Origin of the sequence: Bradyrhizobium jicamae (genome assembly GCF_018130695.1) — a bacterium.
In the GTDB taxonomy this organism is placed as follows: domain Bacteria; phylum Pseudomonadota; class Alphaproteobacteria; order Rhizobiales; family Xanthobacteraceae; genus Bradyrhizobium; species Bradyrhizobium jicamae_B.
This window is the reverse complement of record NZ_JAFCJX010000016.1, coordinates 105,893-131,353: the sequence shown is the minus strand read 5'-3', so window position 1 is coordinate 131,353 and position 25,461 is coordinate 105,893. Positions and strand designations below refer to the sequence as shown.

The 25,461-nt window shown below is 65.7% G+C and carries 29 protein-coding genes; 8 read left to right on the top strand and 21 right to left on the bottom strand.

What is annotated here, in order from left to right:
- The first annotated feature begins 94 nt into the window (after positions 1 to 94).
- On the top strand, positions 95 to 421 hold the full coding sequence (locus JQ604_RS23600) for a hypothetical protein (protein ID WP_212362551.1): 327 nt from the start codon (positions 95 to 97) through the stop codon (positions 419 to 421).
- 78 nt (positions 422 to 499) lie between these two features.
- Here JQ604_RS23600 and JQ604_RS23595 read toward each other — a convergent pair whose 3' ends face one another.
- Complete coding sequence (locus tag JQ604_RS23595) at positions 500 to 2,197, bottom strand: methyl-accepting chemotaxis protein (protein ID WP_212362548.1); 1,698 nt, start codon at positions 2,195 to 2,197, stop codon at positions 500 to 502.
- Positions 2,198 to 2,402: 205 nt separating this feature from the next.
- Entirely contained in the window at positions 2,403 to 2,699 is a 297-nt protein-coding gene (locus tag JQ604_RS23590; protein WP_212362545.1) for a DUF1330 domain-containing protein, read from the bottom strand.
- A gap of 183 nt (positions 2,700 to 2,882) precedes the next feature.
- Here JQ604_RS23590 and JQ604_RS23585 point away from each other — a divergent pair, with 183 nt between their 5' ends.
- Positions 2,883 to 3,470: a hypothetical protein gene (locus tag JQ604_RS23585; RefSeq protein WP_212362542.1), complete on the top strand. Its 588-nt coding sequence runs from the start codon at positions 2,883 to 2,885 to the stop codon at positions 3,468 to 3,470.
- Between the two features lie 56 nt (positions 3,471 to 3,526).
- Here the strand turns inward: JQ604_RS23585 and JQ604_RS23580 are convergent, their stop codons facing one another.
- The 6 genes from JQ604_RS23580 to JQ604_RS23555 form a co-directional block, all read right to left on the bottom strand.
- Positions 3,527 to 3,733 (bottom strand): hypothetical protein, encoded by a 207-nt coding sequence (locus tag JQ604_RS23580; protein ID WP_212362540.1) that lies wholly within the window; start codon positions 3,731 to 3,733, stop codon positions 3,527 to 3,529.
- A 90-nt stretch (positions 3,734 to 3,823) separates the two neighbouring features.
- The gene (leuC, locus tag JQ604_RS23575; RefSeq protein ID WP_212362537.1) at positions 3,824 to 5,230 is read right to left on the bottom strand and encodes a 3-isopropylmalate dehydratase large subunit; all 1,407 of its coding nucleotides are present in this window, start codon (positions 5,228 to 5,230) and stop codon (positions 3,824 to 3,826) included.
- Positions 5,231 to 5,562: 332 nt separating this feature from the next.
- Entirely contained in the window at positions 5,563 to 5,943 is a 381-nt protein-coding gene (gene rplS, locus JQ604_RS23570) for a 50S ribosomal protein L19 (protein WP_212362534.1), read from the bottom strand.
- A 109-nt stretch (positions 5,944 to 6,052) separates the two neighbouring features.
- Positions 6,053 to 6,781 (bottom strand): tRNA (guanosine(37)-N1)-methyltransferase TrmD, encoded by a 729-nt coding sequence (gene trmD, locus JQ604_RS23565; protein WP_212362531.1) that lies wholly within the window; start codon positions 6,779 to 6,781, stop codon positions 6,053 to 6,055.
- A gap of 9 nt (positions 6,782 to 6,790) precedes the next feature.
- The gene (locus JQ604_RS23560) at positions 6,791 to 7,873 is read right to left on the bottom strand and encodes a zinc-binding dehydrogenase (RefSeq protein WP_212362529.1); all 1,083 of its coding nucleotides are present in this window, start codon (positions 7,871 to 7,873) and stop codon (positions 6,791 to 6,793) included.
- 127 nt (positions 7,874 to 8,000) lie between these two features.
- Positions 8,001 to 9,209 (bottom strand): MFS transporter, encoded by a 1,209-nt coding sequence (locus tag JQ604_RS23555; RefSeq protein WP_212362526.1) that lies wholly within the window; start codon positions 9,207 to 9,209, stop codon positions 8,001 to 8,003.
- A 189-nt stretch (positions 9,210 to 9,398) separates the two neighbouring features.
- On the opposite strand from JQ604_RS23555, the gene JQ604_RS23550 reads away from it, so the two are divergent.
- Positions 9,399 to 10,310, top strand: coding sequence for a LysR substrate-binding domain-containing protein (locus JQ604_RS23550; protein WP_212362723.1), 912 nt, complete (start codon positions 9,399 to 9,401; stop codon positions 10,308 to 10,310).
- 12 nt (positions 10,311 to 10,322) lie between these two features.
- Here the strand turns inward: JQ604_RS23550 and rimM are convergent, their stop codons facing one another.
- The 3 genes from rimM to ffh form a co-directional block, all read right to left on the bottom strand.
- Positions 10,323 to 10,844 carry a ribosome maturation factor RimM gene (gene rimM, locus JQ604_RS23545; RefSeq protein ID WP_212362523.1) on the bottom strand — a complete coding sequence of 174 codons (522 nt, stop codon included), beginning with the start codon at positions 10,842 to 10,844 and terminating at the stop codon, positions 10,323 to 10,325.
- A gap of 18 nt (positions 10,845 to 10,862) precedes the next feature.
- Positions 10,863 to 11,195: a 30S ribosomal protein S16 gene (rpsP, locus tag JQ604_RS23540; RefSeq protein ID WP_212362520.1), complete on the bottom strand. Its 333-nt coding sequence runs from the start codon at positions 11,193 to 11,195 to the stop codon at positions 10,863 to 10,865.
- 79 nt (positions 11,196 to 11,274) lie between these two features.
- On the bottom strand, positions 11,275 to 12,822 hold the full coding sequence (gene ffh / locus JQ604_RS23535) for a signal recognition particle protein (protein WP_212362517.1): 1,548 nt from the start codon (positions 12,820 to 12,822) through the stop codon (positions 11,275 to 11,277).
- Between the two features lie 433 nt (positions 12,823 to 13,255).
- On the opposite strand from ffh, the gene JQ604_RS23530 reads away from it, so the two are divergent.
- Entirely contained in the window at positions 13,256 to 14,320 is a 1,065-nt protein-coding gene (locus tag JQ604_RS23530) for an MBL fold metallo-hydrolase (RefSeq protein ID WP_212362514.1), read from the top strand.
- A gap of 150 nt (positions 14,321 to 14,470) precedes the next feature.
- On the opposite strand, the gene JQ604_RS23525 is transcribed toward JQ604_RS23530, so the two are convergent.
- Entirely contained in the window at positions 14,471 to 15,163 is a 693-nt protein-coding gene (locus JQ604_RS23525; RefSeq protein WP_212362511.1) for an SIMPL domain-containing protein, read from the bottom strand.
- 5 nt (positions 15,164 to 15,168) lie between these two features.
- Complete coding sequence (locus JQ604_RS23520; protein WP_212362508.1) at positions 15,169 to 15,897, bottom strand: GyrI-like domain-containing protein; 729 nt, start codon at positions 15,895 to 15,897, stop codon at positions 15,169 to 15,171.
- Between the two features lie 195 nt (positions 15,898 to 16,092).
- Here JQ604_RS23520 and dapF point away from each other — a divergent pair, with 195 nt between their 5' ends.
- Together dapF and mtaB are read left to right on the top strand one after the other, a co-directional pair.
- Positions 16,093 to 16,971 carry a diaminopimelate epimerase gene (gene dapF / locus JQ604_RS23515; RefSeq protein WP_212362505.1) on the top strand — a complete coding sequence of 293 codons (879 nt, stop codon included), beginning with the start codon at positions 16,093 to 16,095 and terminating at the stop codon, positions 16,969 to 16,971.
- A gap of 4 nt (positions 16,972 to 16,975) precedes the next feature.
- Positions 16,976 to 18,241, top strand: a complete 1,266-nt coding sequence (gene mtaB, locus JQ604_RS23510; RefSeq protein WP_212362502.1) for a tRNA (N(6)-L-threonylcarbamoyladenosine(37)-C(2))-methylthiotransferase MtaB — start codon at positions 16,976 to 16,978, stop codon at positions 18,239 to 18,241.
- Positions 18,242 to 18,255: 14 nt separating this feature from the next.
- On the opposite strand, the gene JQ604_RS23505 is transcribed toward mtaB, so the two are convergent.
- Both JQ604_RS23505 and JQ604_RS23500 read right to left on the bottom strand, forming a co-directional pair.
- Complete coding sequence (locus tag JQ604_RS23505) at positions 18,256 to 19,377, bottom strand: DUF2336 domain-containing protein (RefSeq protein WP_212362500.1); 1,122 nt, start codon at positions 19,375 to 19,377, stop codon at positions 18,256 to 18,258.
- Between the two features lie 103 nt (positions 19,378 to 19,480).
- Positions 19,481 to 20,182 carry an RluA family pseudouridine synthase gene (locus JQ604_RS23500; RefSeq protein ID WP_212362497.1) on the bottom strand — a complete coding sequence of 234 codons (702 nt, stop codon included), beginning with the start codon at positions 20,180 to 20,182 and terminating at the stop codon, positions 19,481 to 19,483.
- Positions 20,183 to 20,231: 49 nt separating this feature from the next.
- Here JQ604_RS23500 and ftsY point away from each other — a divergent pair, with 49 nt between their 5' ends.
- Together ftsY and JQ604_RS23490 are read left to right on the top strand one after the other, a co-directional pair.
- The gene (ftsY, locus tag JQ604_RS23495; RefSeq protein WP_212362494.1) at positions 20,232 to 21,173 is read left to right on the top strand and encodes a signal recognition particle-docking protein FtsY; all 942 of its coding nucleotides are present in this window, start codon (positions 20,232 to 20,234) and stop codon (positions 21,171 to 21,173) included.
- A 61-nt stretch (positions 21,174 to 21,234) separates the two neighbouring features.
- Positions 21,235 to 21,834: a septation protein A gene (locus tag JQ604_RS23490; protein ID WP_212362491.1), complete on the top strand. Its 600-nt coding sequence runs from the start codon at positions 21,235 to 21,237 to the stop codon at positions 21,832 to 21,834.
- A 139-nt stretch (positions 21,835 to 21,973) separates the two neighbouring features.
- Here the strand turns inward: JQ604_RS23490 and JQ604_RS23485 are convergent, their stop codons facing one another.
- The 6 genes from JQ604_RS23485 to ccmA all read right to left on the bottom strand — a co-directional run bounded on the left by JQ604_RS23485 (position 21,974) and on the right by ccmA (position 25,383).
- Positions 21,974 to 22,342, bottom strand: coding sequence for a ComEA family DNA-binding protein (locus tag JQ604_RS23485; RefSeq protein ID WP_212362488.1), 369 nt, complete (start codon positions 22,340 to 22,342; stop codon positions 21,974 to 21,976).
- Between the two features lie 166 nt (positions 22,343 to 22,508).
- Positions 22,509 to 23,090, bottom strand: coding sequence for a DsbE family thiol:disulfide interchange protein (locus JQ604_RS23480; RefSeq protein ID WP_212362485.1), 582 nt, complete (start codon positions 23,088 to 23,090; stop codon positions 22,509 to 22,511).
- Positions 23,090 to 23,272: a heme exporter protein CcmD gene (ccmD, locus tag JQ604_RS23475; RefSeq protein ID WP_212362482.1), complete on the bottom strand. Its 183-nt coding sequence runs from the start codon at positions 23,270 to 23,272 to the stop codon at positions 23,090 to 23,092. Before ccmD ends, JQ604_RS23480 begins: the two co-directional genes overlap by 1 nt.
- Positions 23,269 to 24,039, bottom strand: coding sequence for a heme ABC transporter permease (locus tag JQ604_RS23470; protein ID WP_212362479.1), 771 nt, complete (start codon positions 24,037 to 24,039; stop codon positions 23,269 to 23,271). The genes ccmD and JQ604_RS23470 overlap by 4 nt, the downstream gene beginning before the upstream one ends.
- A gap of 76 nt (positions 24,040 to 24,115) precedes the next feature.
- Complete coding sequence (ccmB, locus tag JQ604_RS23465; protein WP_212362476.1) at positions 24,116 to 24,784, bottom strand: heme exporter protein CcmB; 669 nt, start codon at positions 24,782 to 24,784, stop codon at positions 24,116 to 24,118.
- Positions 24,781 to 25,383, bottom strand: a complete 603-nt coding sequence (gene ccmA / locus JQ604_RS23460; RefSeq protein ID WP_212362473.1) for a heme ABC exporter ATP-binding protein CcmA — start codon at positions 25,381 to 25,383, stop codon at positions 24,781 to 24,783. The genes ccmB and ccmA overlap by 4 nt, the downstream gene beginning before the upstream one ends.
- Positions 25,384 to 25,461: the final 78 nt, after the last annotated feature.

Genomic DNA, 25,461 nt, shown 5'->3' with positions numbered 1-25,461 from the left:
GCGCGGAGATCATGCTCAAACAAAGAGCCAAAGCGCGATGACGGTTCAACCTGATCTCATCGCGCTTTGGCGTCGTCATCTGCAGGAGTTGATCATGATGAAATGGATCGGTGCTGCCGTCGCAGCATCCGTGCTGGCCTTCTCCGCTCCGGCCTCGGCGCAATCCGTGACGCCCTCGACGCCGCAACCGAACGCGCAACGGCAGCATGCCGGCAAGGCAACGGATTTCAGCGCGCAGCACTATCACCATCGCCGCCATTACCGTCACTACGGCTATCGTCCCTATTACCGGCCGTACTATCGGCCCTATTACGGGTCGTATTATCCCGGCTATTACGGCCGACCCTATGCCTACCGGCCGTATCCGTATTATTCGCCGGCGCCGTTCACTTTCGGCTTCGGGTTCGGTCCGTACTGGTAGTCGTTGAGCGCGAAACGAAAAGAGCGGCCTTGATCTGCTCAAGGCCGCTCCCGATCGTTCAGATATCTTGTGACGCGATCAGGCCGCGCGGATCTTCTCGAGGAACGAGTTGACGTCGGTGCGCAGCTTGGTCGACTGATGGCTGAGATCGTCGGCCGCGGTCAGCACCTGCGTCGCCGCGGTGCCGGTCTCGCTGGCAGCCTCGTTGACGCTGCCGACATTGGCAGACACCTCGCTGGTGCCGCGCGAGACCTCCTGGATGTTCTTGGAGATGTCGCGGGTCGCCGCACTCTGCTGCTCGACGGCAGCGGCGATCGCTGCAGCGATTTCGCTCATCCGGCCAATGGTGGTGCCGATCGTCTTGATGGCGCTCACAGCGGCGCCTGTCTCCTGCTGGATCGCGGCGATCTGCGAGGAGATTTCCTCGGTCGCTTTCGCAGTCTGGGTCGCCAGCGCCTTCACTTCATTGGCGACGACGGCAAAGCCCTTGCCGGATTCGCCGGCGCGCGCCGCCTCGATGGTGGCGTTCAGCGCCAGCAGATTGGTTTGCGAGGCGATGTTCTGGATCAGCGACACCACCTCGCCGATCCGTTGCGCCGCAGCCGCAAGGCTCTCGACGGTGCTGTTGGTGCGCTCGGTCTCGTCGACAGCGGCCTTTGCCGTCTCGGCCGCCTGACTCACCTGGCGCGTGATCTCGCTGATCGACGCATGCAGCTCCTCTGTCGCGACCGCGACGGTCTGAACGTTGGCCGAAGCCTCGTTTGAGGCGCTGGCGACGAAGGTGGCCTGCCGGCTGGTTTCCTCGGCAGTCGCCGTCATGCTGCCTGCGGTGGCATGCATCTCGGTGGAAGCCGCGGTCAGCGCGTTCAGCGCCTCGGTGACCTGGTTATCGAAGGTCGCGATGTGGCCTTCGACGGCGCGTTGGCGCGATTCCTTGAGCAACTGCTCCTGGCGTTGCTCTTCCTCCAGGCGGCGCGCGGTGATCGCGTTCTCCTTGAACACGCGCAGCGACTTGGCGAGCCCGCCGACCTCGTCGGAACGATCGTCGCCGACGATCGCGATGTCGAGATTGCCCTCGGCGAGCCGGGTCATCTCGCCGGTCATGCGCGCCAGCGGACGTGCGATCTGGCTGAAGGCGATCCAGGCCAGGATGTTGAAGGCGCAGAGCAGGCCCGCGGCGGCGCCGAACAGCAGCACCAGGCGGGTGTTGTCGGCCGTCGTCACGCTCTGGTCGCGCGCGCTCTGCATGCCCTTGACGTTGGCATTGATCAGCTTGCCGACGGCATCGATCGCGGTCACGCGATGCTTGGCCGCGACGTTACGCGAGTGGGCGAAGGCCTCCTCGAGCTTGCCGGCGGAGACCAGCTCGAACACCTTCGCGCTCGCCTCGCGGCGATCCTTGACCGCGCCGCGCAAGGTGTCGATCAGCTGGCGCTGCTCGGCATCGGTGGTGATCGCAGCGAGGCGATCGACCGCCGCCAGCGTCGCGTCGGTGGCCTTGTTATAGTTCTCGACGTTGGAGGCGATCGCCTTGGCGTCGTTGGCGCTGAGGATGACGTTCTTCTCGCTGACTGCGGCGCTGTTGAAATTGCTCTCGGCCTCGAGGCTGTACTGCACGCGGCGGGCGTTGCCGTCGACGAGGTCGGAGGCGGTTGCCGACAGCCGGCTCAGCGCGAGCGAGGCCTGGACTACGATCCCGATCGCGACCAGCGCGACGATGGTCGCGGGCACGGCGATCTTGGCGATAATCGGCAAGTTCTTGAATGAGAGCGTCATGTTGGGTTCCGAAGCGGTTCTGATTCCGTCCGCCCGATGCTCGGCCAAAGGCCCATCAGTCGCGGACACGACACCCCACAGCCCGACCTTCTGACCGGCGCCATGACGAGTTGAAAACGGTCCTGAATTTTCTAATTGATGGTCCGTTAAAACTACGGATCAACCCTTAGCAAAGGGTTCACGGAGCGGCCGTTCCGCGGTGCGTTCAGATTGGCTGAAAGCCCTTGGCCAGCAGCACAACGGCCTCTGCGCCGGCCTTGCGATCTCGCGATATCTCCAGGTATTCGGGCGACTCGCCCCAGGCGCGGAATGCGGCCTCGTCGGGGAACGACATCAGGACGAGCTTGTCGCGATCCCATGTGCCCTCCAGCACCTTCGGTTGTTCGTCGGCGGACAGCAGCCGTCCGTTGAACTTCCTGAACACGTCGAAGAAGCGCGCCTGATAGCGGTCGTAGGCGGCGCGGTCGGTCATCTTCAACTGCACGATCACATAGACAGTCATCGCCTGCTCCCTCGGGCGTTTCGTCGTACCCTCGAGCACGACGAGCTATCGCACTTGAGATGCGTTCATGGCGGGTTCACGTCACCCTCTCTAGCTTCAACGTGGGAGCGACCGCAATGAATGCAACGGAAGAGGCTGCAATGCGGCCACGCATGTCCGTTGCCTCGTTCAGGGAGGTTCAGGATGAGGACGCAGGAGTATGGGCGTGGCTTGGTGCGGCGCCTCGGCGTGGCGGCGGCCGCGCTGTTTGCGCTGTCGATCGCTTCGCAGCAACGCGCCGAAGCGCTGTCGCTGGCGAGCCCGGGCACAGCGCCGGCCGCGAAGCTGGCGACTGACGGACTGACGACCGAGGTGCGCCATGGTGGCGGCGGAGGCGGCGGTGGCGGCGGTTTTCACGGTGGTGGCTTCCGCGGCGGTGGAGGCGGCTTCCACGGCGGTGGCGTCCACATCGGCGGCGGTGGCTTCAGGGGCTTCCATGGCGGCGGCTTCCGGGCCGCGCCGGCCTTTCACGGCGGAGGCATTCGCTACGGCGGGATCCATCGCTTCCACGGCGGCGGCTATCGCTACGGCTACCGGCCCTACTACCGGCATCACTTCCATCGCCGCTATTATGGGTACGGGCCGTCCTACTACTATCCGCGCTACTATTATCCGCACCGCTATTGCCGGGTGATCTGGACCTATTACGGCCCGCGCCGGATCTGCCGCTACCGGCCGTGGTGGCATCATCGCCATCACTACTGGCGTCCGCATTTCCGGATTTATTTCTAGCAAAGAAAAACAAACGGGCGCCACGTGGGCGCCCGTTTCGTTTTTGTGTGCAGGGATCAATCCCAGTTCTTGAGCTTCCAGGGTTTGATCTTCCACGGCGTCAGGTTTTCCATCCGCCATTGCGTCCAGCGGTCCGGCGGCCAGTGGCTGAGGCGCGAGGTTTCCTTCGGCTCGGGAAGCGGATCGACCATCCGCACCACGCGGCGACGCTTCTGCTGCGTCGCCTCGCTGATCATATCGACATATTCGGGTTTGTCGGCCACGGCTGGCTCCTCGCGAAACTCTTCGCAAGGAACCAGTGTGAGCGTCAGGCCTTAACGAGCCGTTGCCGGATCGCGTCGAGCTTAAGGCAACTACCGCCAGTCGCGGACGTCGACGAAGTGGCCGGCGATCGCGGCCGCCGCAGCCATTGCCGGCGACACCAGATGCGTGCGGCCCTTGAAGCCCTGGCGGCCCTCGAAGTTGCGATTCGAGGTCGAGGCGCAGCGCTCTTCCGGCTTCAGCTTGTCCGGGTTCATCGCGAGGCACATCGAGCAGCCCGGCTCGCGCCATTCGAAGCCGGCCGCAACGAAGATCTTGTCCAGACCCTCGGCTTCCGCCTGCTCCTTCACGATGCCCGAGCCCGGCACGATCATCGCGTTGACCTGGGCATTGACGGTCTTGCCCTCCGCGATCTTGGCGGCAGCGCGCAGATCCTCGATACGGCCGTTGGTGCAGGAGCCGATGAAGACGCGGTCGAGCTTGATGTCGGTGATCTTCGTCCCCGCGGTCAGGCCCATGTATTTCAGCGCGCGATGCTTGGAGATGCGCTTGGCCTCATCCGCGATCTTGTCCGGATCGGGCACGAAGCCGGTCACCGAGATCACGTCTTCAGGCGAAGTGCCCCAGGTCACGATCGGCGGCAGCTTGGCGGCGTCGAGCCGGATCTCGTGATCGAAATGCGCGCCTTCGTCGGAGCGCAGCGTCTCCCAGTAGCGCATCGCGGCATCCCAGTCGGCGCCCTTCGGCGACTTCGGGCGGCCGCGCAGGAAGTCGAACGCCTTCTCGTCGGGCGCGACGAGGCCCGCGCGGGCGCCGCCCTCGATCGACATGTTGCAGACCGTCATGCGGCCTTCCATGGAGAGCGAACGGATCGCCTCGCCGGCATATTCCAGCACGTAGCCGGTGCCGCCGGCAGTGCCGATCTCGCCGATGATGGCGAGGATGATGTCCTTGCCGGTGACGCCTTCGGGCAGCTTGCCGTCGACGACGGCGCGCATGTTCTTGGCCTTCTTCTGGATCAGCGTCTGCGTCGCCAGCACGTGCTCGACCTCTGAAGTGCCGATGCCGTGGGCGAGCGCGCCGAACGCGCCATGCGTCGAGGTGTGGCTGTCACCGCAGACGATGGTGGTGCCGGGCAGCGTAAAGCCCTGCTCCGGGCCGATGACGTGGACGATGCCCTGACGCTTGTCGAACTCGTTGTAGTACTCGATACCGAATTCCTTGGCGTTCTCCGCCATCACCCGCATCTGCTCGATGCTCTCCGGATCGGGGTTCGGCTTCGAGCGGTCGGTGGTCGGGATGTTGTGGTCGACGACGGCGAGCGTCTTCTCGGGCGCGTGGACCTTGCGGCCCGAAGCGCGCAGGCCTTCGAACGCCTGCGGCGAGGTCACCTCGTGCACCAGATGGCGATCGATATAGAGCAGGCAGGTGCCGTCGGCGGCTTCGTGCACCAGATGGTCGTTCCAGATCTTGTCGTACAGCGTGGTCGGTTTGGACATGAGCTTTTGCTCCAGAAGAAATTCAGTGATGAGCGGTTTGAGCGCGCATTGCGCGCGAACAGGCGACAGGCGTCGTGCAGCGTCACGCTGCGGACGTAAGCTCTGATGTCGCCGAGGTCGCAAAGCGTCCGAAGAATCGGCCAGGCAGCCGCGAGCGATCGTCGATGACGACGCGCTGGCAAATCATGCTGGTCTGATCCGGAACCATTCTAAATTTCTAACACGGGGCTGGTGGCCGCGACAATCGCGGGGAAGTTCAGACAGGTATGCCGCAACAAAAAAGCGCGAGGCCAGGCCCCGCGCTTTTTCGTCTCATTCCCTGGAGGGGGAAATTACTCGCCGACGGCAGCCGCGCGGTCCTGCTTCTCGACGATGCGGGCCGACTTGCCGCGGAGGTTGCGCAGGTAATAGAGCTTGGCGCGACGGACCTTGCCGCGACGCACGACCTTGATCGAGTCGATCATCGGCGACATCACCGGGAACACGCGCTCGACGCCCTCGCCGTAGGAGATCTTGCGGACGGTGAAGCTCTCGTTGAGGCCCTGGCCCGAGCGGCCGATGCAAACGCCTTCATAGGCCTGCACGCGGGTACGGTCGCCTTCGACCACCTTCACGTTGACGATCACGGTATCGCCGGGGCCGAATTCCGGAATGGTCTTGGTGGCGGCGAGCTTGTCGAACTGCTCTTTTTCGAGCTGCTGAATGAGGTTCATTGAAATCTCCATCGGCGGCGCGCCCAGCCTTTGGCGGGCTGCGCAAACGTCCATCTATCCTGCGCGTGTTGCGGATTTGGCGCTGCTATAAGGCAAAGCACCGGGTTTGTCACCCGTCTGTCGTTTTTTTTGTCGGAGCCGCCTTCGCCGCCCAAAGGTCTGGCCGGCGGGCCTTCGTGAGGGCCTCCGATTGGGCCAAACGCCAGGCCGCGACCTTGGCATGGTCGCCGGAAACCAGGATTTCCGGGATCTGGCGGCCCTCGAACTCCTGCGGGCGGGTATATTGGGGGTATTCCAGTAGTCCTTCGGAGAAGCTTTCCTCGGTTCCGGAGGCCAATTTGCCCATGACTCCGGGCAAAAGCCGCACGCAGGCGTCAATCAGGGCCATGGCGGCGATTTCGCCCCCCGACAGCACGTAATCGCCGATCGAGACCTCCTCCAGGGAGCGCGCCTCGATCACCCGCTGGTCGATCCCCTCGAACCGGCCGCAGACAATCAGGGGGCCTGGCCCGGCGGCGAGTTCCGCCACCCGGGCCTGGGTCAATGGCCGACCCCGCGGGCTCATCAGCAGCCGCGGGCGGCCGGGGGTGGTATCTGCGGTGTCGATCGCGGCCGCCAGCACGTCGGCCCGCAGCACCATGCCCGGGCCGCCGCCGGCCGGGGTGTCGTCGACGCTGCGGTGCTTGTCGGTGGCGGACGCCCGGATGTCGCGCGCCTCCAGCGCCCACAGGCCCGAGCCAAGCGCGCGACCGGCCAGGCTGACGCCGAGCGGTCCCGGAAACATGTCCGGGAACAGCGTCAGCACGGTCGCGCGCCAGATGGATACGTCAGTGGTCATGGCCTCTGGTTAGGGCAACACGGCCGTGAGGTCGAGGCTCTGCATCATGGCGGCGGCATCGACCGCGCGGCGGAAGTCGGCGAGCGGGAATGTCGTGACGTTGATCTTGCCGAGGTCGAGCAGGCCTGCGGCGGCGAGCGCCGCGAGCTGGCCGGGCGCGGTGCGGTCGTACATGAATTGCCCGACCACCTCCCAATCATTGGCCAGCATCTCACGGAACGAGAGCTCGAGCGGTGCTTCCGCGCTGCCCATCAGCACCATGCGGCCGCCGCGGCGGAGCGCGCGCAGGCTCGACAATGTCGTCGATGTACTTTTGGCGGCACCGAGCAGATCGAGCGCAACATCGGCAGCGCCGCCGGCCGCGCGACGGATGATCGGAAGATCGGTTGCGGCATCACCGCTGACGATTGCGGGAATGACGCGCGGGCCGAACGCCTCGCGCAGTTGATCGAGGGCTGCCTGCTTGCGGCCGACCGCGATGACGCGCCCCGCGCCCATCGCGACCGCCAGCATCACCGCGCCCGAGCCGAAATAGCCGGTGGCGCCGTTGATGATGACGGTGTGGCCGCCGCGCAGCCCCGTGCGCTGCAAGCCGCCGAACGGCACGATCAGCTTTGCCAGTCCGATCAGCTCGGTTGCCGGTCTGTCGTCGAGCGCGGTCAGCGGCGTCACGCAGGCGGCCGGCCAATGCGCGATCTCCGCGAATACGCCGTCGCGCCAGCGTGCCTGCAGCGCCAGCGCATCCGGCGTCGTCACCGTCGCGGTGAGGCCGATCAGGATTTGCGGCGGATCGCGATCCGGAATGTCGCCGCGCAGATGCGGGCTGAGGAAAACGCGATCGCCAGCCTTCACATGCGTCACGCTCTCGCCCGTCGCGACCACGCGCGCGATCGCATTGGTGCCGGGCACGAACGGCATCGGCGGCAGGCTATAGGGCAACGCGCCCGCGAGAAGCTTGTTGGTGTAGGACAGCACCATGCCGGCTTCGATCCTGACCACGACGCCGTCAGGCGCGGGCTTCGGCGTCGTGACGTCTTCGAAACGCAGATCGTTGTGGGCGTGCAGGCGCCAGGCTTTATGCGTGCTTGTCATTGTCAGGCTTTCCCGTTCGTGGTCCCGGGCAAGCAACATGTCACCCGCGACGCGCAATCACGGACGTTTATGTATTGCGAAGCCGTGATCGCGCCAGCGCCGACAAAGCAAGTTGGCGTGAGGGCTGTCAGTGCGCGCTGGCATTGTCGACGAGATGCCGCGCCAGCGCCATGGCGAGCGGGATGGTGGCGAGCGCCGTGATGGCCGTGGCAATTGTCGCCATCGACGGGCCGAGTGCGTCGCCGAGCAGGCCGTAAAGCACAGGCGCGGTCGCGCCCGATCCGATCGTGCCGGTGTAGAACAGCGCGAAGGCGCGTTCGGTCCGGTCGGACGGCGTCAGTTCCGGTACCGTGCCGTAGAGCACCGAAGAGGTGCCGTTGAGCATCACGCCGAGCAGCGGCAGCAGCACGATCGCCGGCGCGAGCGGCAATGCCAGCACGGCAAGGATCAGGACCGCCGTTCCGCCTTCGGTCAGCAGCACCGTGCGCAGCGTGCCGATCCGCGCGCCGAGCCAGCCGCAGGTGAACTTGCCGGCCGCACCGCCGATGAAGACGAGCGCGAGTGCGAGGCCGTTGGTCGGCAGCGACGCGCCCTTGTCGCGCAGCAGGAACGGCAGGAAGGTGAGGAAACCCATCCGCACCGCGCTGTCGAGCACGCCGATCGCGAGCAGCCAGGCAAAGCCGCCGCGGCCGGCGCCTGCATGATGCGTAGATGTTTTTGACTTGCTCTCGGTGCCCTTGCCGACGGCTGGCATCGCGAATGCAATGCAAGCCGCGACGCACAGTCCGGCCACTGCCATCACCAGCAGCGTGTGCCGCCATGTCATGGTCACCAGCAGCACCGAGGTGAGGGCAGGGATCGCGGCCTTTCCGAGATCGCCGGAGAAGTTGTAGATGCCGAGCGGGCCGCGTGCGCCCTTGCCATAAGCGCGTGAGACTGCGGCCGATGCGAGCGGATGCTGCGTGCTCGATCCGGCGCCGGACAGCGCGAGCGCAAGCGCCAGTCCGATCACGCCACCGGACAGGCCGCCGAGCACATAGCCGAGCGCCGAGACCATCGTGCCGGCCATCAGCAGGACCCTGCCGTCGATCCGCGCCGCGAGCCGGCTGACCGGAATTTGCAAGCCGGCCATCGCACCGGAATAGAGCCCGCGCAGCAGCGCCAGCAGGCTGTAGCTGAGCGCGAATTCGGTCTGCCAGATCGGCAGCAACACGTAGATCAGGTCGGTGTAGCCGTCGTGCAGGGCGTGGTTGAGGCCGGTCACCGCAAGCGTTCGCGTGGCGCGCGTCCGGTCGGGCTGGGAAGCGTCAGCCGCCGTTGTGACGGACTCGCTCATGCCCGCCGTCCGGGTAAGGGAAGGAGCCCGCCAAGCGTAGAAAATCTAAAGATGGGTGTGCAGGGCATTGAATCGATGTCGTGGAAAATAGAAGCCTCGCTAGCGTGTTGCGGCTACTATGCGCCTCAACGGTCGCTGTCACAAATCAGTAATAATCCGATCCTGCATTAGAAAATCTGACTTATGGCCATGTTCGTCCCACGCCGCAGCCTGCCTCCGCTCAACGCGGTTCGTGCCTTGGAGGCTGCCGCGCGGCTCGGCAGCTTCAAGGAGGCGGCCGCTGAGCTCAGCGTGACCCACGGCGCGATCAGCCAGCAGATCCGCCTGCTCGAGGAATGGCTGGGACCGCCGGCGCTGTTTCGCCGCTCGGTCCGTCGGGTGGTGCTGACGCCCGCGGGCGCGGCGCTGCTCGCCGAATTCGGTCCCGCGCTCGATCGCATCTCGGCGGCGGTGTTGCAGCATCGCGCGCGGCGCGACGACGCATCGGTGGCGGTGTTGCGCGTCAATGCGCTCGCGACCTTCAGCCTGCGCTGGCTGCTGCCGCGCATGAGCCGGTTTCGCGCCGAGCATCCCGACATCGAGGTGCGGTTGTCGACGTCGAACGATCCGCTCGACGCATTGCCTGAAACATTCGATGTGGTGATCCGCGGCGGGCCCGACAGTTTTCACGGCTACTCGTCGCGCTTCCTGCTCGCGGAGCGACGGCTGCCGGTGTGCAGCCCGTCCTTGCTTGCGCATGCGCCGCTGAGTGACGTCGTCGATCTCTCGAAGCATACGCAGCTGCACGTGACCTCGATGCCGCGGCTGTGGCGCGATTGGCTGACCGAAGCCGGGCATTCCGCGCTGGAGCCTGCGGCGTCGCTGACCTTCGATCATTTCTATCTGACGATCCAGGCCGCGCTCGATGGCCTTGGCGTTGCGATGGGACCGACCGCATTGATCGCGGATGATCTCGCGGCCGGACGTTTGATGACGCCATTTCCAAAGGTCAGCCTGCCGGCACGCAGCTATTTTGCGTACTTCCCCGACGCGCGGCGCAACGATCCGCACTGCGCGGTGTTCTGCGACTGGCTGGAAGCGCAGGGGCGCGCGACGGATTGAGTGGTTGTCGCGTTAGGCCGCCGTGGGATCGTCGCCGTCGATTTCCTGCGGCAGCTCGATGATCACGCGGCCCGCGGCGAGATCGACGGTCGGCACCACGGCGTTGGTGAAGGGCAGCAGCATCGTCGCGCCTTGGGGTGGAGCGATCTCGATGATGTCGCCGGCGCCGAAATTGTGGATGGCGATCACCTTGCCGAGCGGTTGCTCGGCCGTGGTCACGGCGGCGAGGCCGATCAGGTCGGTGTGGTAATACTCGCCGTCCTCGGTATCCGGCAGGCGATCGCGCGGAACGTAGAGCTCGATGCCGTTGAGCCGTTCGGCGTCATCGCGCGTGGCGACGCCCTTCAGCGTCGCGACCAGATGGTCCTTGGCTTCGCGGAGATGCGTCACCTCGAACTGGCGCGAGCCGTCCTTGGTCATCAGCGGGCCGTAATCCCTCACGGCCAGCGGGTCTTCGGTGAACGTCCAAAGCCTGACGGCGCCGCGCACGCCGTGCGCAGCGCCGATACGGGCGACACAAACCGGTGCAGCCACCGCGGCCGCCGTTCAGCTCTATGCCTTGGCGGCGGCTTCGGCCTGCGCCTTGCGCTCCTTGCGCGGCACGGCCTTCTGCGGGTTGTTGCGCGCGGTGCGCTTCTTGACGCCGGCGGCATCGAGGAAGCGGGTCACGCGGTCCGAGGGCTGTGCGCCCTTGGCGAGCCAGGCCTTCACCTTGTCCATGTCGAGCTTGAGGCGCGACTCATTGTCCTTCGGCAGCAGCGGATTGAAGTGGCCGAGACGCTCGATGAAGCGGCCGTCGCGGGGGAAGCGCGAGTCGGCGACGACGACGTGATAGACCGGACGCTTCTTGGTACCGGCGCGCGCGAGGCGGATAACGACAGACATTCAGTTCTCCTTCAAAGTACGTTTGTTCAGGTGATTGGTATTCCGCGGCGCGCTGGAAACTTCCCGCGCGACGAATTCCTCATTTCTTCTTGCCCGGGAAGCCGCCGAGACCGGGCAGCGTCGGCTTGCCGGTGAGGCCGGTGAGCCCCGGCAGGTTGGGCAGTCCGCCGCGCAGGCCGACCGGCAGATCCTTCGGCAGATTGGGCAGGCCGCCGCCGGCGCCGCCCTGCATCTTCTCGGCCATCGCCTTCATCTCTTCCGGTGAGGGCGGCTTCATGCCGCCGCCAAAGCCCATCGCCTGCGCGATGCCGGCGAGCGGGCCGCGCTTGCCGCTTCCCATGGCCTTCATCATGTCGGCCATGTTCCGGTGCATCTTCAGCAGCTTGTTGATCTGCTCGACGTTCTGGCCGGCACCGGCCGCGATGCGCTTCTTGCGGCTCGCTTTCAGGATGTCCGGGTTCTTGCGCTCCTGGCGCGTCATCGAATCGATGATCGCGACCTGGCGCTTCAGGATCTTGTCGTCGATGCCGGCGGCCGCGATCTGGTTCTTCATCTTGGCGATGCCGGGCATCATGCCCATCAAGCCGCCGATGCCGCCCATATTGGCCATCTGCTGCAGCTGCTCGCGCATGTCGTTGAGGTCGAACTGACCCTTGCGCATGCGCTCGGCGGTGCGCGCGGCCTTCTCGGCGTCGATGTTCGCGGCGGCCTTCTCGACCAGCGAGACGACGTCGCCCATGCCGAGGATGCGGCCGGCGATCCGGCTCGGGTGGAAGTCTTCCAGCGCATCGGTCTTTTCGCCGACACCGATCAGCTTGATCGGCTTGCCGGTGACCGCGCGCATCGACAGCGCAGCGCCGCCGCGGCCGTCGCCGTCGACACGGGTCAGCACGATGCCGGTCAGGCCGACGCGCTGATCGAACGAGCGCGCCAGATTGACCGCGTCCTGGCCGGTCAGGGAGTCAGCGACCAGCAGCACTTCGTGCGGATTGGCGGCCGATTTGATCTCGGCCGCTTCGGTCATCATCTCTTCGTCGAGCGTGGTGCGGCCGGCGGTGTCGAGCAGCACGACGTCGTAGCCGCCGAGCTTGCCTGCTTCGAGCGCGCGCTTGGCTATTTGCGCCGGCTTCTGTCCGGCGACGATCGGCAGCGTCGGAATGTCGAGATCGCGGCCGAGCACGGCCAGCTGCTCCATCGCCGCCGGGCGGTAGATGTCGAGCGAGGCCATCAGCACCTTGCGCTTGTCGCGCTGCACGAGACGGCGCGCGAGTTTTGCGGTGGTGGTGGTTTTGCCGGAGCCTTGGAGACCGACCATCATGATCGGAACCGGCGGCACAGCGTTGATGTCGATGGTCTGGCCGTCGGCGCCGAGCGTGTTAACGAGCTCGTCATGGACGATCTTCACGACCATCTGGCCGGGGGTCACCGACTTGACGACGGTGGCGCCGATCGCCTGCTCACGGACGCGGTCGGTGAAGCTGCGGACCACCTCGAGTGCGACGTCGGCCTCGAGCAGCGCGCGGCGCACCTCGCGCATCGCGGCGTCGACGTCCTTTTCGGTCAGCGCACCGCGCCCCGTCAGACGATCGAGAATGCCACCAAGCCGTTCCGACAGATTGTCGAACAATGCCGTTGTCCTGTTTTAACCTCTCCCCGCCTGCGGGGAGAGGTCGGATCGCCCTTGCGATCCGGGTGAGGGGGTACAGGGCCATCCACGCGCATCACCCGCGGAGAGAGCCCCTCACCCCAACCCTCTCCCCGCAAGAGCGGGGCGAGGGAGAAGTCGATCCAAACACTTTCGCGCCCGAGGGCGCATCGCGCTGTCGGGCGTTGGCCTCCGGCCTCCAAGGCCGGTCGGCGGGTCGAAAAGACGGATCTTTCCGAGAAAGTGGCCGCGTTAAACGCCGCCGGCGGCCCAAAGTCAAGGATAGATTGGTGTGCGGTAACATTGTCCGGATATCAAGGCTTTGAGAATAAATGGTATTTTGTCGCGGGTTCCCAATCGGGCGACGCCACCCATATAGACGAGACCTTCGCTCGCACCTCGCAAAGCCCGTCTCGTGCCGATCACCCGCCGCCGCATCTTCTCACTTCTTGCCGGAGCCGCGACGGCGGTTGGCGTTCCCTCGATCTGGATGACCTTCATGAAGACCTATGACGGCCCCGTGTCCGACCATTTCGACGGATTGCATTTCTTCGATCCCGATGGTTCGCCGCCGAAATCGCTCGCCGAAGTCCTGCGCTGGCAGCTCGCCGGTCGCGGGCAGCGGGCGGTTTGGCCCGATTGGGTACCGAGCCCCTATGCCGACACGCCGCCGCCGCGGGTCGAAGGCGCGAAGGTGCGCCTCTCTTTTGTTGGCCACGCCAGCTGGCTGATCCAGGCCGCCGGCCTCAACATCCTCGTCGACCCCGTCTGGTCGATGCGCGTCTCGCCGTTCTCCTTCGCCGGGCCGAAGCGGCACAATGATCCCGGCGTCGCCTTCGAGAAGCTGCCCAGGATCGACATCGTGCTGGTGTCGCACGGTCATTACGACCATCTCGACGTCGCGACGCTGTCGCGGCTTACGAAAAATTTTGGGCCGCGGGTGATCACGCCGCTCGGCAATGATGTGACGATGCGCGAGGCGGATGCCACGATCAAAGCCGAGGCGTTCGACTGGCACCAGCGCGTCGAACTCGGCAACGATCTGGCCGTGACGCTGGTGCCGACGCGGCACTGGTCGGCGCGCGGCCTGTTCGATCGCAACAAGGCGCTGTGGGCGAGCTTTGTGCTGGAGACGCCGGCCGGCAAGCTCTACATCGTCTGCGATTCCGGTTATGGCGATGGCCGGCATTTCCGCCGCGTTGCCGAGACGCACGGCCCGCTGCGGCTGGCGATCCTTCCCATTGGGGCCTATGAGCCGCGCTGGTTCATGCGCGATCAGCACATGAATCCCGAGGATGCCGTCAAGGCGCTGGCCGATTGCGGCGCCGCGCAGGCGCTGGCGCATCATCACGGCACGTTCCAGCTCACCGATGAAGCGATCGACGCGCCGGTGATCGCGCTCGGCGAAGCGCTCGATGCGGCAAAAGTGCCGCGCGAGAAATTCGCGGCGCTGAAGCCCGGGCAGGTGTTTGAGGTTTAACTGCGCTGAGGCTTGTCGAAGCATCGTGCCCCGGACGCGCTGCGGCACGCAGTGACGCTGCGCAGAGCCGGGGCCCATCGAGACGGCAGCAAGGTGGTCCCGGCTCTGCGGAGCAGCGTTACACGCTGCACCGCGTCCGGGACACGAGAGCTACTTCCCCTTGATCGCCCAGGTGACGTTCACCGTCACCGACAGCGTCTCCTCGCCGGCCGCGACCTGCGCCGGCGCTGCCGCCATCGGCGCGGCCATCTTGCTGCGGAACAAAGGCGTCGCGCCGCCTTCCTCCGTGATGCTCAAGGGCTCGCCGAGCGTCACGCCGGCGGCCGTGGCATAGATCTCGGCTTTGCGGCGCGCATCGGCGAGCGCCTTTGTGCGGGCGTCGTCCAGCATCCTGGAGGCTTGCGATACGGTGAAATTGATGCCGCCGATCTCATTGGCGCCGCCGCCGACCAGCGCATCGATCACGTTGGCGACCTTGGTGACGTCGCGCACCTTGATGGTGACGCGATTGCTGGCGCGGTAGCCGATGACGGCGGAGGGGCCGGCGCGGTCCGGTGCATATTTCGGCTGCAGCGACAGCCGCGCGGTTTGAAAGTCCTTCTCGTCGACGCCGGCGCTCTTCAGCGCGGCCAGCACCTTGCCCATCGCGGCATTGTTGGCGTCGGAGGCTTCGCGCGCGGTCTTGGCATCGGTGGTGACGCCGCCATCGACCTGCGCCTGGTCCGGCGCGACCGAGACGGTGGCTTCGCCAGAGACCGAAATCGCGGGCGGCGGCACCTGCGCGCGCGCAGGCGTTGCAAGCAGCGCCAGCGACAGCGCGGCGGAGGAAAGGCCAAATCTCATATGTCTCACTTCAGCGGCACGTAGACGTTGATCACCAGCTTGTCCTCCGCGGTCTTCAGCGGATCGGTGATGTATTCCTCGATGAAGGTGTCCTTTGCTTCGAGCTTCTTGTCGTCGAGGTGGTTGGTGATCGCCTCGTAGGTGTTGTCCATGTTGTCGTAGGATCCGCGATGGACGAATTTGAGCGCCTTGCCGTCCGGCGAGTTGCCCATGCTCATGTTCTTGCCGAGGTTTTTCACGTCCTGGTCGACCGGAAGCTCGGCAATGAAGGTGAAGCCGGTATCGTCCGTCGAGGTGTAGACGATCATCGGATTGCCGTTCGGCTTGATGCTCTGCTTGTCGAGCGTCGTGCTCAGCACCTTGAAGGCGTCGATCAGGGCGTCGAACGCCGAATCCCAATTGGCGTTGCCCTTGAACATCACGACCTTCTTCGGCTCCAGCGTGATCGGCTCGCCGAAGGGATCAGCGGTCTGGACCGGGGCGGCGGCCGGAGGCGGCGGCGTTGGCGCAGGGGATTGGGCAGCGGCCGGGCTATCGGCCGGCGATTTGGTCTCGGCCGGCGGCGGCACCGGGGTCGGCGAGGCGGCAGGCGCGGGGACTGGCGAGGGGCTCGCGGCCGGGGCGGGCGAAGCAGCCGGCGACGGCGACTGGGCCGAGGTCGGGCCGGCCAGCGTGAGCGCAGCCAGTGGGACCAGCGCGAGCAGGGCCGCGCGGAACGTGCTGATACGGTTCATTTGTTTATTCTCCATCCCCATCCCACCCAGCCGCCAGGGTCCCGGCGTGCGGCTGCGAGGTGCGGTAGTCCTAACACGCGAGTTCCGCTTTCGTCTCATGACAGATGCGTCATGGGCTTTCGAAGGTTTAGCCTTGCGCAGGCTGGCCAACAGCCCACCATTCGCCATATAAGCGGGCAGAAATTGGGAATTTCCGTGAGCGCGCTCGCCAACCATGCCTTTGCCAAGATGAATGGCATCGGCAATGAAATCGTCGTCGTCGACTTGCGCGATTCCAGGGCGCAGGTGTCGGCGGCGGAGGCGCGCGCGGTGGCGTCGCCCTCCGGCGGCGTGCCTTATGACCAGTTAATGGTATTGCAACCGCCGCGGCTGGACGGCACCGAGGCCTTCATCACCATCTACAACAATGACGGCTCGGAGGCCGGTGCCTGCGGCAATGGCATGCGCTGCGTGGTGCGGCGGATTTTTGAGAAGACCGGCCAGACCACCGCGACCTTCGAGACCCGCGCCGGGTTGTTGAATTGCTGGCAAGGCCCCGCGGCGGATCTCTACACGGTCGACATGGGCGTGCCGAAGTTCGGCTGGCAGGACATTCCGCTCGCCGAGGAGTTCCGCGACACCCGCTACATCGAGCTGCAGGTCGGGCCGATCGACAAGCCGGTGCTGCATTCGCCGTCCGTCGTCAACATGGGCAATCCGCACGCGATCTTCTGGGTCGACGACGACGTCAACGCCTATGATCTCGAACGATTTGGGCCATTGCTCGAGAATCACCCGATCTTCCCGGACCGCGCCAACATCACGCTCGCCCATATCGTCGATCGCGATCACATCACCATGCGCACCTGGGAACGCGGCGCGGGCCTGACCCGGGCCTGCGGCTCGGCGGCCTGCGCGACCGCGGTCGCAGCGGCGCGGCTGAAGCGGACCAACCGCGTCGTCGAGATGACGCTGCCCGGCGGCAAGTTGATGATCGAGTGGCGCGAGCGCGACGATCACGTGCTGATGACGGGCACGGCGACATTCGAGTACGAAGGCAACTTCGATCCGGCGCTGTTCGCCAGCGTCGCCTGAGCCTATGGGCGTCGACGTCGTCACCTTTGGCTGCCGCCTCAATGCGTTCGAATCCGAGGTGATTCGTCGTGAGGCTGAGCAGGCAGGCTTGGCCGACACCATCGTCATCAACAGCTGCGCTGTCACCAATGAGGCGGTCGCTCAGGCACGACAGTCGATCCGCAGGCTGAAGCGCGAGCGTCCGGCGGCGCGCATTGTCGTCACCGGCTGCGCGGCGCAGACACAGGCAGACATGTTTGCCGACATGGCCGAGGTCGATCGCGTCGTCGGCAATGACGAGAAGATGCGCGGTGAGGCCTGGCGCGCGGCGCGGGCCGCGTTCGATACGCCTTTCGGCATCGACGCGACCGAGAAGGTCGCGGTCGCCGACATCATGGCGGTCAAGGAGATGGCGCCGCATCTGCTCGACGGATTCGAGCGTGGCCTGCCGCGGGTGTTCGTGCAGGTGCAGAACGGCTGCGACCATCGCTGCACCTTTTGCATCATCCCCTATGGCCGCGGCAATTCGCGCTCGGTGCCGATGGGCGCGGTGGTCGATCAGGTCCGCGCGCTGACGGAGCGCGGTCACGCCGAGATCGTGCTGACCGGCGTCGATCTCACGAGTTACGGCGCCGATCTCCCGGGTACGCCGAAGCTCGGGCAACTGACGAAGCAGATCCTGCGGCATGTGCCTGATATGAAGCGGCTGCGCATCTCCTCGATCGATTCGATCGAGGTCGATCGCGATCTGCTCGACGTGATCGCTGACGACGCGCGCTTGATGCCGCATCTGCATCTGTCGCTGCAGTCGGGCGACGACATGATCCTCAAGCGCATGAAGCGCCGGCATTCACGCCAGCACGCGGTCGATTTTTGTGCCCAGGTCCGGCGGCTGCGCCCGGACATCGCCTTCGGCGCCGACATCATCGCGGGCTTCCCGACCGAGACCGAGGAGATGTTTGCGCGCTCGCGCGATCTCATCGACGAATGCGGCCTGACCTTCCTGCATGTGTTTCCCTATTCGAAGCGTCCGGGCACGCCGGCCGCGCGCATGCCGCAGGTCGCGGGCGGCGTCGTCAAGGAGCGTGCCAAGCGGTTGCGCGAGGCCGGTGACGCGGCGCTGCAACGGCGGCTTGCATCGGAGATCGGTGCGACACGCGACGTGTTGATCGAGAGCGACAGCCAGGGCCGCACCGAGCACTTCATGCCCGTGGCGATCAGCGGCGAGGTGCCCGGCATGGTGAAACGCCTGGCGATCGCCGGACATGACGGCGCGCGGCTAACCGTCTGAGATCGCGTAGGGCCTCAGTGCGGCGCCGGCACCGTGCGGACCTGCCAGAATCGCAGCAGGCGATCGGCATTGTCGCGTGTCACCTTGGCGTACTGGATTTTTGCTTTCGCGAGCTCCGCCGGGCCCATGCTGCCGGTGGTGTAGCGGCACTCCAGCACGGCTGCGGCCGTGTCCCAGCCGAGGCCGGCGGCCCGACACGGCACCAGCAAGCCGTCACCGCGCAGGCTTTGCATCAGCGGCCGGATCACCTCGACGGTGGAGCGCGCCAGCTCCGCCAGCGCCACGACCGTCTCCTCATATTTGCGCTGCCGGGCGAAATCGAACAGCGCGGCCTCGGTCAGCTGTCCGGTCTGCTTCAACCGCGCGATATAGCGCCGCGCGGCGGTGAAGTCACGCACCTTCGACATTTCGCGGCCAACGCCGGCCGCCACGGCTGCGATCGTGTTGCGGATTTCCTCGAACAGATGCGGCGGCGCGCGCTCGAGCAGCCGGCTGCGCACTGTCTCGGTCGCATCGTGCAGCAATTGATGACGGAGCTCGGCCGGCAGGTCGGCGCGGATGCCGGTCGCGACCGCGAGCTCGGGATCGTATTCCGCCTGCGCGAGGATGACGGAAAATCCGTCCGGCGAGACCTTTGCGCCGGGATTGGCGACGATGCGGCGGCTGACGCTCTGAAAGCGCCGCGCCAGCAGCGCGTCGGTGACGACTTCCTTCAGCCACCAGCGGCCGGCCACCGCGAGCAGATGCGGCTCGCCCTTGGTTTTCGCGATCTCGACCAGATCGTCCGGGCTGAGCCGCGAGGATTCCTGCAGCATGGGCCTGGCGATCCTGATCTCGTCGTTCTTGGCGAGACGGCGCACCACCGAAGGCGGCGCCTGCGCGATCGGCGCCAGCAACTCGCTCATGTCGGCCAATGCCATGCTCGCGCTGATGTCGGCAAGCGCCCGAAGCTCGATAGTCTTCACCAGGCGTTCGAGCACATTGTCGAACAGCTCGACCTGCTCGCTGTTGAAGCGGCCGGCGGAGACGAGAAACAGGTCGGTGACGCGCTTGGCGGTCGCCAGGCACTTCTCGGCCGAGCCGCCGCTGATCGCAGCCTCGACCTCGTCAACGATGGAACGCCCCACGCTCGCCACTGCTCGTCCTGAGCCGGATACACACGCTTGTTCTAAGCCTGATCCGGTCTACCGAACGCCGTTGAACGTTCCGTAAAGGATAATGAACGGAGAGACCGTAGTACTACGCACCGTTCCAGCCGCAGGCCCGCAGTCGTTCATGCATATGCGCGGGGGCCGGCGCGATCACGCGAACCGGGTCTTTATTCCGGGAGATCGGGATGCCGATCTCGCGGGAGTGCAGATGCAGGATCGGCTCGCCGAAGCGTGGGCCATTGCCATAGATGTTGTCGCCGACAATCGGCCATCCGGTCGCCGCCGAATGCACCCGCAGCTGATGGGTTCGGCCGGTGACCGGCTCCATCGCGAGCCAGGTCAGCCCCTGGCCGCGTCCCAGCACCGTCCAGTTGGTGACGGCCGTCTGCCCCTCCGGATCGGGCTTTTGCCACCAGCCGCGCTCGGCGTTGAGCCGGCCGAGCGGCATGTCGATGGTGCCTTCGTCCTCGGCCGGGCCGCCCTCGACCACGGTCCAGTAGGTCTTGGAGATCTTGCCGTGCTTGAACAAGAGCCCGAGCGAAGCGGTGGCCTTGCGATGGCGTCCCAGGACAAGGCAGCCGGAGGTGTCCTTGTCCAGCCGATGCGCCAGCACCGGCGGCCGCGGCAGGCCGAATCTCAGGGCATCGAACGAGGCCTCCAGATTGGGGCCGCCCTTGGGGCCGCGGTGCACCGGCAGCCCGGCCGGCTTGTCGATGACCAGCATCAGCCCGTCGCGATGGAGCACGCGAGCCAGGATCTCGTCCGCGGTCAATTGGGGAACATCGTTCAATTCGTCGAGACTTTCGTTTGAGCGGCGAAACGGCTAACACACCGGCGCCATGAACGATACCACGGGAACCAAACAGAGCTGGTGGCAGCGGCTGACCGGCGGGCTGAAGCGCACCTCGAGTGCGCTCGGCACGGCCGTCGCTGATCTCGTCACCAAGCGCAAGCTCGATCGCGCCATGCTCGATGACATCGAGGATGTGCTGCTGCGCGCCGATCTCGGCACTGAGGTTTCGGTGCGCATTGCCGATGCCGTCGGCAAGGGCCGCTACGACAAGGCGATCTCGGCCGACGAGGTGAAGTCGGTGGTCGCCACCGAAGTCGAGAAGGTGCTGTCGCCGGTGGCGAAGCCGCTCGAGATCGACGCGTCGAAGAAGCCGTTCGTGATCCTGGTCGTCGGCGTCAACGGCTCCGGCAAGACCACGACGATCGGCAAGCTGTCGCAGAAATTCGCCAACGAAGGCCGCAAGGTGATGCTGGCCGCCGGCGACACGTTTCGTGCGGCAGCGATCGAGCAGCTCAAGGTCTGGGGCGAGCGGACCAAGTCGCCGGTGATCGCGGGCGCGCAGGGCTCGGATTCCGCGAGCCTTGCCTTCACCGCGCTGACGTCGGCGAAGGAGCAGGCTCGCGACGTGCTGCTGATCGACACCGCCGGCCGGTTGCAGAACAAGTCCGAGTTGATGAACGAGCTCGAAAAGGTCGTGCGCGTCATCAAGAAAGTGGACGCCACGGCACCGCATGCCGTGCTGCTCGTGCTCGATGCCACGGTGGGACAAAATGCGCTGTCGCAGGTCGAGGCGTTTCATCGTACGGCAGGCGTCACGGGCCTGGTGATGACCAAGCTCGACGGCACCGCGCGCGGCGGCATCCTGGTGGCGCTGTCGGAGAAGCACAAGCTGCCGGTGCATTTCATCGGCGTCGGCGAAGGCGTCGAGGATCTGGCGCCGTTTACCGCCAAAGACTTCGCCAAGGCGATTGCTGGAATCGAGGCATGACCCCGAAAAGTGGGAACCGGTTTTCGGACAAGGTCATGCCTCAAACAAAAGACGATCTCTAATGGACAAGACCCAACCGCATCCGCTGTTCAAGCTCGCGACCGAGCTCGGGCCGCTGCTCGTGTTCTTCGTCGCGAACGCAAAATATCATCTGTTCGTCGCGACGGGCGCCTTTATGGTGGCGATCGTCGCGGCGATGATCGCATCCTATGTGGTGACAAAACACGTACCGATCATGGCGCTGGTCACCGGCGCGATCGTGCTGGTGTTCGGCACGCTGACGCTGGTGCTGCACGACGAGACCTTCATCAAGGTCAAGCCCACCATCATCTATGGCCTGTTCGCGGCCGTGCTCGGCGGCGGCCTGCTGTTCGGCCGTTCCTTCATCGCCATCATGTTCGATCAGATGTTCAATCTGACGCCTCAGGGCTGGCGAGTCCTCACCCTGCGCTGGGCGGTGTTCTTCGCAGGCTTGGCGGTGCTGAACGAAATCGTCTGGCGCACCCAGAGCACGGACTTCTGGGTGAACTTCAAGGTGTTCGGCGTGACGCCGCTGACTATGATCTTCGCCATCACCCAGATGCCGCTGATCAAGCGCTATCACCTGGAGCCGGCGTCGCTGGAAGCAAGCGAGGCCGAAGCGGGTGATGTGCGGAAGTAACTGAGTCCCGGACGCGGTGCGGCACGTAGTGCCGCTCCGCAGAGCCGGGACCCATCTCGCCAAACATGTTTCGTTGAAGCATGGGCCCCGGCTCAGCAGCGCACCACTTCGTGCTGCGCTGCGTCCGGGGCACGAGAGATCAGCTCTTCTGCTTGGCGATGATCTTGTCCTTGATCTTGTCGTAGGTCGCCTGCGGCAGGATGCTCTTCTGCACCAGCTCATCCTTGCCCTTGTAGGGGCGGCCCTTGATGATTGCGGCCGAGTAGGCCTTGCCGATGCCGGGCAGCGCGTCGAGCTGGTCGGCGCTGGCGCTGTTGATATCGAGCAGGTCGTCCTTGGCGACCCCGACGGTCTTGGTGTCGGGGGCTGTGGCCTTCGGCGCCGGAGCCATCTTGCTGGTGGCGGCGGGTGCGGCCGGTTGCGTCGACTGGGCCATCGACGGCGCTGATGTCAGCATGCCCAGAGCGAGCGTGGTGGCGAGAAGTGAAGCGAGTGTGGTCTTGCGCATATGTCCCCTCCAAGGGAGCGAGTGAAGTCACGCAAGAGAGTTAGGTGCGCGTTCGTGGCGTTGCCGTGTCCGGCAAATGAACCGCAGATAAACGCGAAGAAAATATTTGCCGGAAGTCTTCATTCGCCATTCAGCTTCGCGCTCGCGCGCTCTCGAATGAGCACGACTACTTCAGCGCCTTCTCGATCTCGGCCTTCAGCACGCTGTTGACGTTATCAGGCGTCACCGGGCCGACCAGCTTGTAGGCGATCTTGCCTTCGCGCCCGACGACAAACGTCTCGGGCACGCCGTAGACGCCCCATTCGATCGAGGCGCGGCCGTTGCCGTCGACGCCGACGATGCCGAACGGATTGCCGTAGCGGCCGAGGAAGCGGCGCGCGTTGTCGGGAGAATCCTTGTAGTTGATGCCGATGATCTGGAAGCGCTTGTCCTTGCCGAGCTCGGTCAACAGCGGCGCCTCGTCATGACACGGCACGCACCAGGACGCCCAGACATTGACGACGCTGACCTTGCCCTTGAAGGCTGTGGGATCGAGCCCGGGCACCGGCGTGCCGTCCTTCACCAGGCCATCGAGCGCGGGCAGCACGGTTTGCGGCGCTGGCCGTCCAATCAATGCCGACGGAATCTTGGAAGGGTCTCCGCCATAGAGCCGCACCAGGAACAGCGCGGCGAGGCCGAGGAAGATGATCAGCGGCAGCGCCACCAGCCAGGGCCGCGTCGGCGGCGGTTGCGTTGCTTGCTCGTTCATCAGATGTCCGCCGCGGTGCGGCGGGAGCGGCGCGTCACGCCGCTGGCCTCGAGCTCGCTCAGGCGCGCTTGCTGCCGTCGATAGTCGGCGAAGATCCAGACGATCAACAGCAGCACCACGGCCGCGACGAGCGCGTAGGAAGTCACGATAAAGGATGCGTAGGGACCGAGCGCCATGGTCATGCCGTCCCCATTTTCGTTGAGGCGCTCTGTTCGCTCGAAAACACGGTGCGACTCGCCTGCATCATCTGCAGGCTGCGCACGCGGCGGCGCAGGATTTCGTTGCGCATCGCGGCCAGATGCAGCGTGATGAACAGCAGCGAGAACGCGATGGCCATCACCAGCAGCGGCCACAGAAAGGATTTGTCGAGCGTCGGTCCGCCCATCCGGATCACCGAGGCCGGCTGATGCAGCGTGTTCCACCAGTCGACCGAGAATTTGATGATGGGGATGTTGATCGCGCCCACCAGGGTCAGGATCGCCGCCGCCCGCGCTGCGCGCGAGGGATCTTCCACCGCGCGCCACAGCGCCATCAGGCTGAGATACATCAGGAACAGGATCAGCACCGAGGTCAGCCGCGCGTCCCATTCCCAATAGGTGCCCCACATCGGCCGGCCCCACAGCGAGCCCGTGACCAGTGCGAGGAAGGTGAAGGCGGCGCCGATCGGGGCTGCGGCCTTGGCCGCGACGTCGGCCAGCGGATGCCGCCACACCAGCGTGCCCAGCGCGGCCAGGCTCATGACGCCCCAGACGAACATCGACAGCCACGCATTCGGCACGTGGATGAACATGATCTTCACGGTCGCGCCCTGCTGGTAGTCGTCGGGCGCCAGCGCGGATTGATAGAGGCCGATCGCGAGCAGGATCGCAGTCGCACCCGCCAGCCATGGCAGGATGCGCCCGGTCAGCGCCAGGAAACGTGAGGGGTTGGCAAGGTCGATCAGCGGCATGGCACCCTGATAGTCGTCTGGAATGGCTCTAGCAATTGGCCGAAATCTTCTCGGCAAGAATTGATCGGGCGCAAAGTCAGTCCAATCCGTGCCGGAGGCTCGCGGCTGCGGCAAAAGGCCCGATCACGAAGCTGACCAGCGACAGCGCGCACAGGATCGAGAACGGAGTTCCGAACGACATCGGGCCCACGATCGCGGCCTGCGAGGCGGCGACGCCGAAGATCAGCACCGGAATCGACAGCGGCAGCACCAGCACCGCCAGCAACAGCCCGCCGCGATGCATCGTCACCGCCAGCGCGGCCCCGATCATGCCCGTGAAGGTCAGCGCCGGTGTTCCCGTCAGCAGCGTGACCGCCACCGCCAGGGTCGCAGTCCCGTCGAGATTGAGCAGCAGGCCGAGCACGGGCGTGGCGATGATCAGCGGCAGGCCTGCCGCCAGCCAATGCGCCAGCGCCTTGGCCGCACAGGCCAGTTCCAGCGGCGTCCGGCTCATCACGATCAGGTCGAGCGAGCCGTCCTCGTGGTCGGCCGTGAACAGGCGGTCGAGGGTGAGCAGGCTCGCCAGCAGCGCGCCAAGCCAGAGGATGGCCGGCCCAAGCCGCGACAGCAGCGCCAGGTCCGGCCCGACCGCAAACGGCATCAGCACGGTGACGGTCAGGAAGAACAGCACGCCAATCAGCGCCCCGCCGCCGACGCGCAGCGCGATGCGGATGTCCCGGCGGATCAGGGCGGCGAGGGCGGTCATGCCGCGCCCCCCATGCGCAATTCCCGCGCCTCGATCCCGAGCGGCAAATGGGTCGCGGCGACGATGATGCCGCCGCGGGCGAGGTGGCCCTGCATCAGGCCGACGAACAGCGCCTGCCCGGCGGTATCCAGCGCCGAGGTCGGCTCATCCAGCAGCCAGACCGGGCGGCGGACGGTCAGCAGCCGGGCGATCGACAGGCGCCGGCGCTGGCCGGCGGAGAGGAAGGCGGCCGGCAGGTGCGTGGCGTGATCGAGGGCGACCGCGGACAGGCATTTTGCGCTGTCTTCGGGTTCGCCGCCGAGGAATTCGCGCCAGAAGGACAGGTTTTCCGCGACGCTCAGCGCCGGCTTCAGGGCGTCACGGTGGCCGAGATAATGGGCCTGCTCGGGCACGCTGAGCTCGGCGTCCCCGCCATCCAGCGCGATGGTCCCATCCGCCGGCACCAGCAAGCCCGCGATCACGCGCAGCAATGAGGTCTTGCCTGATCCGTTCGGCCCGACGATCGCCAGCGCCTCGCCGGCGGAGGCCGCAAAATCGAGGCCGGAGAACACCTCGCGGCCGCCGCGCACGCATCGCAATTGTTGCCCCGAGAGCCGCATGGTCCCTTCTGTCACAGCCCTCTGAAAACTTTCGCTACCGTGTGAGAATTTTTGGGTCGCGCAACGCTGCAGGTCGCT

What these genes read in the sequence shown, in the direction of transcription:
- rpsP (WP_212362520.1), bottom strand. Translation starts at nt 11,195, where the DNA reads ATGTCTGTCGTTATCCGCCTCGCGCGCGCCGGTACCAAGAAGCGTCCG.
- JQ604_RS23550 (WP_212362723.1), top strand. Translation starts at nt 9,399, where the DNA reads ATGTTCGTCCCACGCCGCAGCCTGCCTCCGCTCAACGCGGTTCGTGCC.
- trmD (WP_212362531.1), bottom strand. Translation starts at nt 6,781, where the DNA reads ATGACCACTGACGTATCCATCTGGCGCGCGACCGTGCTGACGCTGTTC.
- JQ604_RS23585 (WP_212362542.1), top strand. Translation starts at nt 2,883, where the DNA reads ATGAGGACGCAGGAGTATGGGCGTGGCTTGGTGCGGCGCCTCGGCGTG.
- mtaB (WP_212362502.1), top strand. Translation starts at nt 16,976, where the DNA reads ATGGGCGTCGACGTCGTCACCTTTGGCTGCCGCCTCAATGCGTTCGAA.
- JQ604_RS23595 (WP_212362548.1), bottom strand. Translation starts at nt 2,197, where the DNA reads ATGACGCTCTCATTCAAGAACTTGCCGATTATCGCCAAGATCGCCGTG.
- rplS (WP_212362534.1), bottom strand. Translation starts at nt 5,943, where the DNA reads ATGAACCTCATTCAGCAGCTCGAAAAAGAGCAGTTCGACAAGCTCGCC.
- leuC (WP_212362537.1), bottom strand. Translation starts at nt 5,230, where the DNA reads ATGTCCAAACCGACCACGCTGTACGACAAGATCTGGAACGACCATCTG.
- ccmB (WP_212362476.1), bottom strand. Translation starts at nt 24,784, where the DNA reads ATGACCGCCCTCGCCGCCCTGATCCGCCGGGACATCCGCATCGCGCTG.
- ccmA (WP_212362473.1), bottom strand. Translation starts at nt 25,383, where the DNA reads ATGCGGCTCTCGGGGCAACAATTGCGATGCGTGCGCGGCGGCCGCGAG.
- JQ604_RS23560 (WP_212362529.1), bottom strand. Translation starts at nt 7,873, where the DNA reads ATGACAAGCACGCATAAAGCCTGGCGCCTGCACGCCCACAACGATCTG.
- ftsY (WP_212362494.1), top strand. Translation starts at nt 20,232, where the DNA reads ATGAACGATACCACGGGAACCAAACAGAGCTGGTGGCAGCGGCTGACC.
- JQ604_RS23600 (WP_212362551.1), top strand. Translation starts at nt 95, where the DNA reads ATGATGAAATGGATCGGTGCTGCCGTCGCAGCATCCGTGCTGGCCTTC.
- JQ604_RS23590 (WP_212362545.1), bottom strand. Translation starts at nt 2,699, where the DNA reads ATGACTGTCTATGTGATCGTGCAGTTGAAGATGACCGACCGCGCCGCC.
- JQ604_RS23485 (WP_212362488.1), bottom strand. Translation starts at nt 22,342, where the DNA reads ATGCGCAAGACCACACTCGCTTCACTTCTCGCCACCACGCTCGCTCTG.
- JQ604_RS23490 (WP_212362491.1), top strand. Translation starts at nt 21,235, where the DNA reads ATGGACAAGACCCAACCGCATCCGCTGTTCAAGCTCGCGACCGAGCTC.
- JQ604_RS23480 (WP_212362485.1), bottom strand. Translation starts at nt 23,090, where the DNA reads ATGAACGAGCAAGCAACGCAACCGCCGCCGACGCGGCCCTGGCTGGTG.
- JQ604_RS23525 (WP_212362511.1), bottom strand. Translation starts at nt 15,163, where the DNA reads ATGAGATTTGGCCTTTCCTCCGCCGCGCTGTCGCTGGCGCTGCTTGCA.
- JQ604_RS23520 (WP_212362508.1), bottom strand. Translation starts at nt 15,897, where the DNA reads ATGAACCGTATCAGCACGTTCCGCGCGGCCCTGCTCGCGCTGGTCCCA.
- JQ604_RS23470 (WP_212362479.1), bottom strand. Translation starts at nt 24,039, where the DNA reads ATGCCGCTGATCGACCTTGCCAACCCCTCACGTTTCCTGGCGCTGACC.
- JQ604_RS23555 (WP_212362526.1), bottom strand. Translation starts at nt 9,209, where the DNA reads ATGAGCGAGTCCGTCACAACGGCGGCTGACGCTTCCCAGCCCGACCGG.
- ccmD (WP_212362482.1), bottom strand. Translation starts at nt 23,272, where the DNA reads ATGACCATGGCGCTCGGTCCCTACGCATCCTTTATCGTGACTTCCTAC.